The sequence below is a fragment of the Bacterioplanoides pacificum genome (genome assembly GCF_042648445.1).
GTDB classification, from domain to species: domain Bacteria; phylum Pseudomonadota; class Gammaproteobacteria; order Pseudomonadales; family Oceanobacteraceae; genus Bacterioplanoides; species Bacterioplanoides pacificum.
The window spans coordinates 160,694-172,923 of the sequence record NZ_JBHRYB010000025.1 but is presented as its reverse complement, the minus strand read 5'-3'; the positions used below and the strand labels follow the sequence as shown (position 1 = coordinate 172,923).

At 53.0% G+C, this 12,230-nt stretch carries 11 protein-coding genes; 8 read left to right on the top strand and 3 right to left on the bottom strand.

All coding sequences use genetic code 11. The annotated features are described in order from the left end of the window. Positions 1-181 precede the first annotated feature (181 nt). Positions 182-2,560 carry a Tex family protein gene (locus ACFOMG_RS17750; RefSeq protein WP_376868689.1) on the top strand — a complete coding sequence of 793 codons (2,379 nt, stop codon included), beginning with the start codon at positions 182-184 and terminating at the stop codon, positions 2,558-2,560. Positions 2,561-2,728: 168 nt separating this feature from the next. Continuing rightward, positions 2,729-4,321 carry a glutamate--cysteine ligase gene (gene gshA, locus ACFOMG_RS17745; RefSeq protein WP_376868686.1) on the top strand — a complete coding sequence of 531 codons (1,593 nt, stop codon included), beginning with the start codon at positions 2,729-2,731 and terminating at the stop codon, positions 4,319-4,321. Between the two features lie 32 nt (positions 4,322-4,353). On the opposite strand, the gene ACFOMG_RS17740 is transcribed toward gshA, so the two are convergent. After that, positions 4,354-4,770, bottom strand: coding sequence for a flagellar basal body-associated FliL family protein (locus ACFOMG_RS17740; RefSeq protein WP_376868683.1), 417 nt, complete (start codon positions 4,768-4,770; stop codon positions 4,354-4,356). 166 nt (positions 4,771-4,936) lie between these two features. On the opposite strand from ACFOMG_RS17740, the gene ACFOMG_RS17735 reads away from it, so the two are divergent. The 3 genes from ACFOMG_RS17735 (at position 4,937) to ACFOMG_RS17725 (ending at position 7,227) form a co-directional block, all read left to right on the top strand. Next, positions 4,937-5,491: a disulfide bond formation protein B gene (locus tag ACFOMG_RS17735; RefSeq protein WP_376868680.1), complete on the top strand. Its 555-nt coding sequence runs from the start codon at positions 4,937-4,939 to the stop codon at positions 5,489-5,491. Between the two features lie 213 nt (positions 5,492-5,704). Continuing rightward, entirely contained in the window at positions 5,705-6,184 is a 480-nt protein-coding gene (rsd, locus tag ACFOMG_RS17730) for a sigma D regulator (RefSeq protein WP_376868677.1), read from the top strand. 86 nt (positions 6,185-6,270) lie between these two features. Next, positions 6,271-7,227 carry a WD40 repeat domain-containing protein gene (locus ACFOMG_RS17725; RefSeq protein ID WP_376868674.1) on the top strand — a complete coding sequence of 319 codons (957 nt, stop codon included), beginning with the start codon at positions 6,271-6,273 and terminating at the stop codon, positions 7,225-7,227. 15 nt (positions 7,228-7,242) lie between these two features. Here the strand turns inward: ACFOMG_RS17725 and ACFOMG_RS17720 are convergent, their stop codons facing one another. Further along, positions 7,243-7,680: a DUF4124 domain-containing protein gene (locus ACFOMG_RS17720; protein ID WP_376868671.1), complete on the bottom strand. Its 438-nt coding sequence runs from the start codon at positions 7,678-7,680 to the stop codon at positions 7,243-7,245. A gap of 116 nt (positions 7,681-7,796) precedes the next feature. Here ACFOMG_RS17720 and ACFOMG_RS17715 point away from each other — a divergent pair, with 116 nt between their 5' ends. Continuing rightward, positions 7,797-8,549 carry a nucleotide-binding protein gene (locus ACFOMG_RS17715; RefSeq protein ID WP_376868670.1) on the top strand — a complete coding sequence of 251 codons (753 nt, stop codon included), beginning with the start codon at positions 7,797-7,799 and terminating at the stop codon, positions 8,547-8,549. An 81-nt stretch (positions 8,550-8,630) separates the two neighbouring features. Then, positions 8,631-9,767 (top strand): hypothetical protein, encoded by a 1,137-nt coding sequence (locus ACFOMG_RS17710; RefSeq protein ID WP_376868667.1) that lies wholly within the window; start codon positions 8,631-8,633, stop codon positions 9,765-9,767. A 3-nt stretch (positions 9,768-9,770) separates the two neighbouring features. On the opposite strand, the gene ACFOMG_RS17705 is transcribed toward ACFOMG_RS17710, so the two are convergent. Beyond that, entirely contained in the window at positions 9,771-10,280 is a 510-nt protein-coding gene (locus tag ACFOMG_RS17705) for a TIGR02444 family protein (RefSeq protein WP_376868665.1), read from the bottom strand. A 40-nt stretch (positions 10,281-10,320) separates the two neighbouring features. Here ACFOMG_RS17705 and ACFOMG_RS17700 point away from each other — a divergent pair, with 40 nt between their 5' ends. Next, complete coding sequence (locus tag ACFOMG_RS17700) at positions 10,321-12,228, top strand: ATP-binding cassette domain-containing protein (protein WP_376868662.1); 1,908 nt, start codon at positions 10,321-10,323, stop codon at positions 12,226-12,228. The last annotated feature ends 2 nt before the right edge of the window (positions 12,229-12,230 follow it).

Sequence of the window (12,230 nt, the reverse complement as noted above, 5' to 3'; positions counted from 1 at the left end):
CAAGAAAATGGACAATGCCGATTCGCAATTGGAAGCCGGCATTAAATCATTTCATTATTGAGTTTGAAGAGCAGTTGAGAGACTATATTTAATCAGTGCAGTTACACAGAATTATTTATAGTCTCCTCCTGTTTTATCGTTTCATCCGCTGTAAGCGCTGTTATCAAGGTATAAAAAACGTATGTCTGCAGATCCTCGTGCTCAACAAATCGGCCAGCGTATTGCCGAAGAATTATCCATTCGTCCGCAGCAGGTTGCGGCCACGGTTGCATTACTCGATGAAGGCGCGACCGTGCCGTTTATCGCCCGTTACCGTAAAGAAGTCACTGGCTCTCTGGATGATGCACAACTGCGTACTCTGGAAGAGCGGCTGCGCTATCTGCGTGAGATGGAAGACCGGCGCGACACCATCCTGAAAAGCATCGATGAGCAGGGCAAACTCAGTGACGAACTGAAGCGCGATATTCTGTCGGCCGACACCAAAACCCGGCTGGAAGACTTATACCTGCCCTACAAGCCGAAGCGTCGTACCAAAGGCCAGATTGCCATTGAAGCTGGCCTGCAGCCGCTGGCGGAAAAACTGATCGCTGATCCCACCCTGAATCCGGAGGCGGAAGCTCAGGCATTCTTCAACGGCGATCATAATATTGCCGATACCAAAGCGGCGCTGGATGGCGCCAAATACATTCTGATGGAGCGCTTTGCCGAAGACGCTAACCTGCTGGAAAAGCTGCGCCGCTTTATGACCAACGAAGCGACCTTGTCGGTACGGGTGGTACCGGGCAAAGAAGCGGAAGGCGCCAAGTTCTCCGATTATTTTGAACACGACGAAGCGCTAAAAGGTGTACCGTCACACCGTGCACTGGCGATTCTGCGCGGCCGTAACGAAGGTTTTCTGAGTTTCTCTCTGGTGACCGGCGACCCGGACGATAAGTTAGCCGCCAGCCCGTGTGAGAGCATTATTGCTGATCATGTCGGCATCGAAAATCAGGGCCGTGCCGCTGACCGCTGGTTAGCGGAAGTGGTGAAGTGGACCTGGCGCATCAAGCTGTTAACCCACCTGGAAACCGAGCTGATGGGTAACGTGCGTGAAAGTGCCGAAGAGCAGGCGATTAAAGTCTTCGGTGAAAACCTGAAGGATTTATTGCTGGCGGCACCGGCCGGTACCAAGGCCACCATGGGCCTCGACCCGGGTTTGCGTACCGGGGTGAAAGTGGCGGTGGTGGATGCCACCGGCAAAGTGGTGGACCACGCCACGATTTACCCAACACCACCGCGTAATGACCTGGCTGGTTCTGCGGCGGTACTGACGGCACTGATTGCGAAACACAATGTTGAACTGATCTCGATTGGCAACGGCACCGGCTCACGTGAGACCGATAAATTCGTCGGCGATATGATCAAGGCGCAGCCAGCGCTGAAAAACGTGCAGAAGGTGATGGTGAATGAAGCGGGTGCCTCGGTGTATTCCGCATCGGAGCTGGCGGCCAAAGAATTCCCGGATCTGGATGTAACCATCCGTGGGGCGGTGTCTATTGCGCGGCGTTTGCAGGACCCGCTGGCGGAGCTGGTGAAAATCGAACCCAAGTCTATTGGTGTGGGTCAGTACCAGCACGATGTAAACCAGACGCAACTGGCGCGTTCGCTGGATGCGGTGGTCGAAGATTGTGTGAACTCCGTTGGTGTTGATCTGAATACCGCTTCGGCACCTTTGCTTACCCGGGTATCCGGTTTAAACACCACGCTGGCCAATAATATCGTGGCCTACCGTGATGAAAACGGTGCTTTCCAGTCCCGTTCTGAGCTGAAAAAGGTCGCCCGTTTGGGGCCTAAAGCGTTTGAACAGGCGGCTGGTTTCCTGCGTATTATGAACGGCAAAAACCCGCTGGATGCTTCTGCCGTTCACCCCGAGTCCTATCCAGTGGTAAAACAGCTGGCGCATGAATTCAGCAAAGATGTGGCCAGCCTGATTGGTGATTCCGCGGCGCTGAAGTCGGTTAATGCGGCGCAGTTTGCCAGCCAGTTAGGCGACGATGGGGTGGGTGAAATCACCATTAAAGACATCATCGCTGAGCTGGAAAAGCCCGGCCGTGACCCGCGCCCGGAATTTAAATTTGCTGAATTCAAAGAAGGCGTGGAAGACATCAAAGACCTGCAACCGAATATGGTGCTGGAAGGTGTCATTACCAATGTCGCCGCTTTTGGTGCGTTTGTTGATATCGGTGTTCATCAGGACGGCCTGGTGCATATCTCTGCGCTGTCGGATACCTTCGTTAAAGATCCGCGCGATGTGGTGAAGGCCGGTGATATCGTTAAGGTTAAAGTGATGGAAGTGGATGTGCCACGCAAACGTATTGGTTTGTCGATGCGTATGTCTGACGATGCCAACGAACGTGCCAAAGAGAAAACCCCGGGTGAGCGCAAAGGCGGAGGTCGTCCACAACGTGGCGGACAATCGCAACAGCGTTCATTCGGTGGCAGCTCTGGTGGCAACGGCGCCGGCCAGAGTGCAATGGGTGGCGCGATGGCTGCAGCGTTTGCCAACGCTAAGAAGAAGTAACTCCCGGCTTGTATCGCGAACCGGGTTTGCTGCCACCAATGTGGGGCAGACCCGGTGGGCGATAAATCTGTTCCACTGAGCGCCATAAGCTATTCCTTTTGCGCCCTTACGCCATCCCGTTGCTTTATCCTATAATCCGGCCAAACCTGATGTGATACCGAGGCAACTTTGGCCAACACAACGAACGCAGCCACGCTGCAAGATGCACTGAACCTCCTCAGTCAACCTGAACATTTATCTCTGCTGGCCAATATCCAACGCGGTATCGAAAAGGAAGGCTTACGCTGTTCTTCCCAGGGTGTCATCAGCCAGAAACCTCATCCGAAAGGGCTGGGTTCGGCGCTGACTCACGACAGCATTACCACCGATTATTCCGAAGCCTTGCTGGAGTTTATTACCCCGGTATTTGGTTCTGCCCACGAAGCGCTGGCCTACCTGGAAATCGCCCATCGTTATACTTACAGCCAGCTGGATGGTGAAATGATCTGGCCCAGCTCAATGCCCTGTATCCTGCAGGGAGAAATGAGCATTCCGATCGCTCGCTACGGGGAGTCGAACGTCGGTCAGCTGAAACACGTTTATCGCCACGGGTTATGGCATCGTTATGGCCGTATGATGCAGTGTATCTCCGGTATTCATTACAACGTGTCGCTGCCGCAGGCGTTGTGGCCGCTGTTGTTTGAGCTGGAGCATCAGCATCAGCCGGATGAACAGCAGCTGCAGGATTTTATCTCGGCGCGTTATTTTGGCCTGATCCGTAATTTCCGCCGTTATTCCTGGCTGTTGTTTTACCTGTTTGGCGCATCGCCGGCACTGTGTGAAACCTTCCTGGATGGTCGCCAGCACAACCTCGAAAAACTGGGTAAACATACGCTCTATTCCCCTTATGCCACTTCATTACGTATGAGTGATCTGGGTTACCAGAACAGCGCTCAGTCGGACCTGACGGTGTGTTACAACCAGCTGGGCAGTTATGTCGATACTCTGGGTAAAGCGGTGACGGTACCGGTAAAAGCCTATGAGGATATAGGGCTGCAGGATGAGCAGGGCCAATACAAACAGATCAACACCAATCTGCTGCAGATCGAAAACGAATATTACAGCGATATCCGGCCCAAGCGGGTTGCACGTAATGGTGAGAAGCCGTTGGAAGCACTGGCACAACACGGCGTTGAATACGTCGAAATCCGCAGTACGGATCTCAATCCGTTTATGCCATTAGGGCTGGACGTACCACAACTGCAGTTTATGGATGTGTTCCTCAGCTGGTGTCTGTTGCAGCCCAGTGCGGATGTGGACGATGCGGAGTATCAGCGTATTGCCCGCAACCAGCATAAAGCCGTGATGGAAGGACGTAAGCCGGGTCTGTTGCTGGAACGCGGAGATGACGAAGTGGCACTGCAACAGTGGGGCCTGGAGCTGGTGGAAGACATGCGTCAGCTGGCTGCTTTAATGGATCAGGCGGCGGGCCATACTTTCCATAGCGATGCGCTGAAACAACAAAAACTGAAGCTGGCCGACAGCAACCTGACGCCTTCGGCTCAGGTATTAAATACCCTGCGTGAGCAAGGGCTGGAATTTGCGGAGCTGACCCGGCAACAGGCGCAGCAACACCGGAAAACCTTATCGGAGCCTCTGGCTGTGGATGTCATGGCCAGCTGGAAAGCGGCGGCGGAAGCATCTCTGCAGCAGCAGCTTGAGATTGAAGCGGCGGATGATTGTTCATTTGAAGAATATCTGGCGGAATATCTGAAGCGCTGAGTGTTCGTGATTGCCGGGTTCCCCGGCAATCATCAGTTCTGCACAACAAAATTATTAAAATACAGATCATCGATATAGGGCGAACCCTCAAGCTGGGTCATCACGGCCCGTACTTCATCCAGGCAGACTTTGCGCAACGACTCTCGCCCCACCGCACTGTTCATGGTTTCTGATTCCTGAGCCGACAACAACAACACCAGGTTGTTGCGGATATACGGCTTATGTTGTGTCACCAGAGCGGCGGCTTCGGTACTGTTAACCTTGAGTGATATCTCAGTGCGCAGGTATTTCATTCTCCCGCTACTGCCATAGTTCACCACAAACGCCGGCTCCAGATGCAGGTAGCGAGCTGTGGGAACAGCAGGGGCAGCGTCTTCTGCAGCGTCTTCCTCTGCAAAACTGAATCCTGCGAATAACAGCAGCAAAGTGGCAACCGTGATACGTAACATGATTTCTCCCTTAATCCGGAATGGGCTGACTCAGGTCATTCGTTTCTTGACGAATGCGCGGCTAACTTTACGTCGCTATTGAGTTTAGACCAGATAACCCGTTCCGGCGGCTGTGGTAGACTCAGCGGCAGCTTTTTATGACTCTGTGAGCGGATGGAGAACCTGAGTGACGTCTTTGCAAAACAATCAGCGGCCTGCACATTGGTTCAGCAACCCTCAATGGCTGCATTGGGGGTATCTGGCGGGTTTCCTGACCTGCGTTGGGCTGATGGCCGCGGCGTATTATTTTGAATATATGTTGTATCTCGATCCCTGTCCGCTGTGTATGGCCCAGCGACTGGGTACGGTGCTGATCGGGGTTGGCTTTTTACTGGCCTTTGTCAGCCGTAGTCGGCGCCTGCCACTGACGGCAGCGCTGGTCTTTACCCTGGCGGCGGCGATTTTCTCGTTCTGGCTGGCAGACCATCAGGTGTGGATGCAGAGTCTGCCACCGGAAGACGTACCGGCCTGTGGTCCGAGTGTCGATTATCTGATCGAAACATTGCCGCTGAGCGAGCTGATCAGTGTGATGCTGAATGGCGACGGTAACTGTGCTGAAGTCGTCTGGAGCCTGTGGGGATTAGGTATGGCGGAGTGGACCCGTATCTGTTTTGGCGGTTTTATTCTGGCTGCCGCATTTGCCTTGTTTCATGTGCTGCGGGCTTACCGTCGGGCCGACTGACGGAGTGATACGACAGGATTGCGACCAAAGGCTGACAATAAAAAATGCGCTTGTCAGCCTTTTTTTTCATATCCGCAGCAGAAGCACAGATAGCTGCGAATACAAGTCAAAAAACAGCAAAAAGCTGCTTGCCTGAGCCTTTTCGGCACGCATATAGTCTTGCCATACGATAAAAAAACGGCGCTTGCCGTTGGCGGATCAGGAGAATATCCGATGTTAGAAAATTGTAAAACTGCGCATGAGCGCTGGGGCGGCGTACACCAGCTGATCGATAACTGGCTGGCGGAACGGAAAAAACTGATTGTGCTCTACTGCAACCTGTCGGCCAGTAAGCCGCTGTCGGCGGAGCAATCGCTGGGTGAAAACGTTGGCTGCTTCTGTCAGGTGATGATGGACTATTGTTCTGCCGGCCACTTCGAGATCTACGAGCAGCTGATCAACGAAGCCCGTGAATACCAGGATGGTGGTGTTGAACTGGCTGAGAAGCTGGTGCCGCAACTGGATAAGCTGACCGGAGACTGCGTCGACTTTAACGACACCTATGACGCCGACTGCAGTTTTGAGCAACTGGCTAAGCTGCCGGCGGATCTGTCGCAAATCGGCGAAGTACTGGAAGACCGCTTTGCGCTGGAAGATCAGCTGATTGAGCAATTGCATAACGCCCATAAAGATTTGCTGGCGGAAGAAGCTTAACGTCAGCCAGACGGATAAAGCCTGATAGACGGTCTACACTTACAGTTGTATTTTCTGGCTTGTGCCGTTTATCAGGAACCTGCTTTATGTCTTGGCTGGCCCGCAGCGTCATTATTTTCTCTGTTTTTCTTCTTACCGCCTGCGACGACGCCAAAGCGCCGCAGTCGACAGAGGAACTGGCCCGCCAGGGCGTCTATTCGATGCGTTTTTCACCCTCCGCAAACCACATCATGGTGGGCAGCATTCATCATGGTGGCAGCTATTGGTCACTGGCACCGGCTGAACGTCGTTACGACTGGAACCACCAGGCTGAGGGGTACAGCAATATCCTCAACAGTGCCTTTTCGCCGGATGGTCAGTTTGTCGCCACCGCCGATCACCGTACCATTGTGTTATGGCAGCAGGACAGTGGTGAGGCGATCTGGTTCTGGAATGCACCGGGTGATATCGAAGACATCGCATTAACCGCCAATGGCGATCTGGCGTTATTGGCAATGCGCGATTACACCGCGACCTTATTCGATATTAAAAACGGGGGTATTCGTCAACGTCTGGCACACGACGGTGTGGTGTATGACGTCAGCCTGTCGGATGACGGTGTGATGGCGGCAACCGGCAGCGATGATTCTCTGGCACGCAGCTGGAATCTGAATAACGGCAAGTTATTACACACCTTCGAACACAATAATCAGGTACGCACCGCGCAGCTGTCTGCAGATGGCCGGCTGCTGTTTACTTCCGCCTATGGTGAAAGCGGTAAAATCTGGGATGCCCGCTCGGGCAAACTGTTAGGTAAAATCGCACAGGTTCGTGGCCACTACAGTGCCGCTCGTTTTATTAACGATGACAGTCAGTTATTAACCGGTAACAGCAGTGGCAAAGTCGAGTTGTGGGATGTCGCCTCCGGTGAACGTCGTCAGGCCTGGCGTGCTGAACCCCGTGATCGCTGGGGCAGTAATAACGTGCTGGTGGAAGATGTGGCGTACAACGGCGGGCGTTATCTGGCCGCTGCTGCCAACGGCCTGGTGTATCAGTTTAAATAAGGTTGCTGTAACTCTTCAGCGCACCTGCTCCAGTTGTTGTGTGTGCTGTTCCATCAGTTTTTCTACGTTCCGGGCATCGTCCATCATTTCCGATACCTTTTCCGGGCTGACGGTCAGTGGCACCGGCAACGACGGCGTTTGTTCTTTCGCTTTGGGGTTGTCTTTTTCCTGTGGCTGCCCGGCGGGTTTGACGCTGCGGATCACATTGGCGGCGGTATCCACCTTCACCTCTTCACCCTGAATGCCCTCCGGCATTTCATCACCAAAATGCCAGACACCGTTTTTATCCTGCCATTTCACATAGGTCTGGCGGGTCTGTTCGGTGGATAAAATATCCTGGCTGGCCTCATCTTCGGAGCGCAGCAGAGACTTGCCGTCGGGCCCTTTGAGGAAAAACGGAATAATCATCATCACAATCAATACGATTGCTAATACGGCTATTTTAAATTTCATGTTCCATCCTTGAGCGGTATTTCTCAGCGTTGCAGTATACCTTATGCTTTACTTAGGCGAGGAGCACCTGTAGCTGCAATCTGGCAGTGTTTAGTTAACCAGTGGCCGGTAATATTGTGAATAACGAAACATCCGTCAACCCTAATCCGTTCAGATCCCAGGCCCGTGTTGTTGGTATGACTGCACCGGTGCGTCTGATGGTGGCGAATGCCAAGGGCGGATGTGGCAAAACCACACTGGCGACCAACGTCGCCAGCCACTTTGCCGCTGGTGGTGAACTCACCGCATTAATCGACTACGATCCTCAGGGCTCAGGAATGGACTGGCTGGCCGCCCGTGATGTGCATCTGCCGACCATTACCGGCGTGGCGGCCTATCAGAAACATGCACCACAGACGTCCACCAAAAGCTGGGCGTTGCGGGTGCCGGCGAATACCAGCCGGGTAGTGATTGATACGCCGGCAGGGTTGTCGGGTAATATTCTGACCGATCTGATTCAGCAGGCGGATGTGATTCTGATTCCGGTAATCCCTTCTGCGATCGATATTCGTGCGGCTACCGGCTTTATCCGCGATGTGTTGTTATCGCGCTCCTACCGCATGAACCCCAAGCCCATTGCGGTGATCGCCAACCGGGTACGCAAAAATACCCTGATCTACGCCAAGCTGGAAAAATTTCTTAACAGCTTGCAGATACCCTTTATCACCGCATTACGTGATACCCAGTTTTATGTGCGCGCCAGCGAGCACGGTCTGGGCATTGTTGATTTTGATCAGCGCGATAAAAAAGATGTGGCCGAATGGGCCCCTCTGATCGACTGGCTGGATGCAACTATCAAAGAAATACAGCAATCCCGCCAGGCACAGTAATAAATTCAGCGGAAATGCATAGATGAATTCCAGTGAATTCGTATAATGCAGCCATTGTTTCTTTGTCTGAGGACTCTTCGTATGCCTGCCCGTAAAACGACTGCCAAAAAACCAGCCACTAAACGCACTGCTCTGACTCCGGTTCAGCAACTGGAAAAAGATCTGCTGGCGATTCAGGTGAAGCTTGAAAAAGCACGTACCAAAGAGTTAACCGATGCTGAAAAAGCGGTAACTAAAGCCACCACGCTGCAGACCCGTGCAACGGCCAAAGTCAGTAAAGCCACGGAAGCCAAAGCCAAAGTTGCTGCTAAGGTGAAAGCGAAGAAAACGCCGGCAGCGGTTCGTCAGCTGGAAGCCGCCAAAGCCAAACTGGAAGTGGCCAAAGAAGAAAAGGCAGCTGCTCGTGAAGCGCTGGTTGAAGCCAAAGAAGCATTAAAAGTGGTTAAAGCAGCGGACAAGCAGCGCAGCGCGCTGGACAAGCTGATTGCCAAGTTCGAGAAAGAGCAACAAAAAGAACAGGCGAAAGCAGCCAAAACCGCCGCTAAAAAAGCCCCGGCCAAAAAAGCCGCAGAGAAACCAGCAACCAAAACTGCCAGCAAAAAACCGGCTGTAACAGCCAAAGCGGCCACCAAAACTGCTGCTAAGAAAGCGCCTGCTAAAGCGGCAGAGAAAAAAGTAACCGCAAAGAAACCCGCAGCGAAGAAGGCTGTTGCTAAAAAAGCCCCGGCTAAAGCAGCTGAGAAAAAGGTAGCGGCTAAAAAGGCACCGGCCAAAGCGGCAGAGAAAAAGGTAGCGGCGAAAAAGACACCGGCCAAAGCGGCAGAGAAAAAGGTAGCGGCGAAAAAGACACCGGCCAAAGCGGCAGAGCCAAAGCCTGCGGTGAAAAAAGCGCCGGCCAAGAAAGCAGCAGCTAAGAAGCCGGGCGTGAAAAAGCCAGCGGCCAAACCCGCAGCGAAACAGCCTGAAGTAAAAGAAGCACCGGTTGCCAGCCCGATGGCCGCAGAACCGGCAGCCGAAGCTGCAAGCGCCGTGATTGAAACCCCGATCGCAGCAGAAGTCGTTAAAGTGGCAGAGCCTGCGGTTGCAGTTGCTGACGTTGCCGCGGTAGAAGCACCGGCAGCAGCGGATGCCTCTGCACCAGCAGTAACAGAAGCACCAGCCAGCGACAATAACGATGCCAAAGCAGAAGATTCTTCCAGCTTGTTTGGTAACTCGTAATCTTCAGAGCAGCTGTACTAACTGCTGAAAAAGAGGCCTCAGGGCCTCTTTTTTTATGTCTGCCCCGGGCTGTATTTGTGCCTGGGCAAACAGGTTATGCAACGCCTGATGCCGGAGTGTGTCTTTGTCTGTGATGCTGGCGGTTGCGGGTAGTAAAACAAACAACTGATGTAATGCCAGTTGCTCCGCCCGGATTTCATCCTGCTGAATCCGTTGTCTCAGACCCTGCTGTTCGTTGCTGGTCGTGCTTTTGTGGATGGCTTTGCGGGCCGCCCGTAACGGCCGGATAACCTGCTGATGCCAGTGCGTATAGGCTTGCAGCTGCCCGCCCGATAACGGCCAGCTGTGGCCGTTATCGGCCAGCCAGAGAGCCGCGAGCATCAGCAAGGTATCCTGTTGCTGGTCGTTCTGCAGTGTGAGCAGCAGTTGCTGCACCTGTGGCCTGGCATAAAACTGCAAAGCAAAGTTCCACAATGGGTTATCATCCACTTCTGTGGCACACTGCGTCGCCATCAATCCGCTCCTTTATCGTTATCTTAATCGTTGTGTTGTTATGATCGAATTTAATCAGGTTTCACTGCAACGCGGTACTCAACCGCTGTTAAAACAGGCGGAACTGCGCGTTCACGATGGCCAGAAACTGGCATTAATTGGCCCTAATGGTGCCGGTAAGTCCAGTTTGTTTGCTTTATTAAATGGTGAACTGCAGGTGGATGGTGGTGAACTGTATATTCCGTCGAAATGGCGCATTGCCCATATGCGCCAGGAAGTGGAAGCCAGTCAGCGCAGCGCGCTGGATTATGCCATGGACGGAGATGGTGAATATCGCCGTATCGAAGCCGGAATCAGCAACGCCAGCGATGATAACGAACTGGCCAACTGGCTCGATAAGATGGATCAGCATAAGGGTTATGAGGTACCGGTTAAGGCCGAACAGCTGTTACATGGCCTGGGATTTTCGCAGCAGGATATGCAGCGTCCGGTACAGGACTTCTCCGGCGGCTGGCGCATTCGTCTGAATCTGGCTCAGGCACTGATGATGCCATCGGACTTAATGTTGCTCGATGAACCCACCAACCACCTGGATCTGGAAGCGACCCTGTGGCTGGAACAATGGCTGAAAAACTACAGCGGTACTTTGCTGTTTATTTCCCACGACCGCGATTTTATCGACGGCGTTGCAGACCATATCGTACACCTGCACCAGCAACAGCTGGTGGTATACCCGGGTAACTATTCGGCTTACGAACGTATCCGGGCGGAAAAACTGGCGCAGCAGCAAACCGTGTACGAAAAACAGCAAACCCGGGTGAAAGAAATTGAAGCCTTTGTGACCCGCTTTAAAGCCAAAGCCAGTAAAGCCAAACAGGCACAAAGCCGGTTAAAAGAACTGCAGCGTATGGAGCTGATTGCCCCGGCGCATGTCGATTCACCGTTCCGTTTTGTTTTCCCCTGTTACGAAAAAATGTCGTCGCCGTTATTAGCGATTGATCATGCTGACCTGGGTTATCGCAGCGGCACAGATGCAATTACCATATTGCCGCAGGTAAAACTGTCGCTGGTGCCGGGCCATCGAATTGGTTTATTGGGCCCCAATGGCGCGGGTAAATCGACGCTGTTAAAAACTCTGTGTCACGAAATTGAAATGCTCAATGGCGAACGCAGCGAAGGTGAACACCTGCGGTTAGGCTACTTTGCCCAGCATCAGCTGGAATCTCTCGATGTAACCGCGTCGGGGGCACTGATTCTGCAACGCCTGAAACCTCAGGCATCGGAGCAGGAAATCCGCAACTTCCTTGGTGGTTTTGGCTTTCACGGTGATAAAGCGCTGGAAGTGATCGAGCCGTTTTCCGGCGGTGAAAAAGCCCGCTTAGCACTCGCCTGTGTTGCCTGGCAAAAACCGAACCTGCTGATTCTCGATGAGCCGACCAACCATCTGGATATCGAAATGCGCGAAGCGTTAACCGTCGCGCTGCAGAATTTCGAAGGTGCGATTTTAATCGTCAGTCACGATCGCCATTTATTAAAAGCCACGGTAGATGAGTATTGGCTGGTCGATCATGGCAAGGTGCAGGAATTTGATGGCGACCTGGACGACTATCATACGTATTTGCAGCAGCGCGATGAGCAAATCGCTGGAAGTGATTCTGCTGGCTCAGAAGAAGCAAAGCCTGCTGAAGTGAAAGTTGATCGCAAAGAACAGAAGCGTCTGGAAGCGGAGCGCCGTCAGCGCCTGGCGCCACTGCGTAAAAAGCAGCAAACTGCCGAAAAACAGATGGAAAAACTGCAGACACAGCTGGCAGGCATCGAAGAAAAAATGTCTGATACTGATTTGTACTCCGACGCGCGTAAAGATGAGCTACAGCAGCTGCTGACTCAGCAGGGTGATTTGAAATCTCAGCTGGAAGAAATTGAAATGGAGTGGATGGAACTGACCGAGCAGCTGGAAGAGGCGGAGTAACG

Coding starts and splice junctions, on each gene's coding strand:
- ACFOMG_RS17720 (WP_376868671.1), bottom strand. CDS start 7,680: ATGAAATTTAAAATAGCCGTATTAGCAATCGTATTGATTGTGATGATG.
- ACFOMG_RS17740 (WP_376868683.1), bottom strand. CDS start 4,770: ATGTTACGTATCACGGTTGCCACTTTGCTGCTGTTATTCGCAGGATTC.
- ACFOMG_RS17705 (WP_376868665.1), bottom strand. CDS start 10,280: ATGGCGACGCAGTGTGCCACAGAAGTGGATGATAACCCATTGTGGAAC.
- ACFOMG_RS17700 (WP_376868662.1), top strand. CDS start 10,321: ATGATCGAATTTAATCAGGTTTCACTGCAACGCGGTACTCAACCGCTG.
- ACFOMG_RS17750 (WP_376868689.1), top strand. CDS start 182: ATGTCTGCAGATCCTCGTGCTCAACAAATCGGCCAGCGTATTGCCGAA.
- ACFOMG_RS17710 (WP_376868667.1), top strand. CDS start 8,631: ATGCCTGCCCGTAAAACGACTGCCAAAAAACCAGCCACTAAACGCACT.
- ACFOMG_RS17725 (WP_376868674.1), top strand. CDS start 6,271: ATGTCTTGGCTGGCCCGCAGCGTCATTATTTTCTCTGTTTTTCTTCTT.
- rsd (WP_376868677.1), top strand. CDS start 5,705: ATGTTAGAAAATTGTAAAACTGCGCATGAGCGCTGGGGCGGCGTACAC.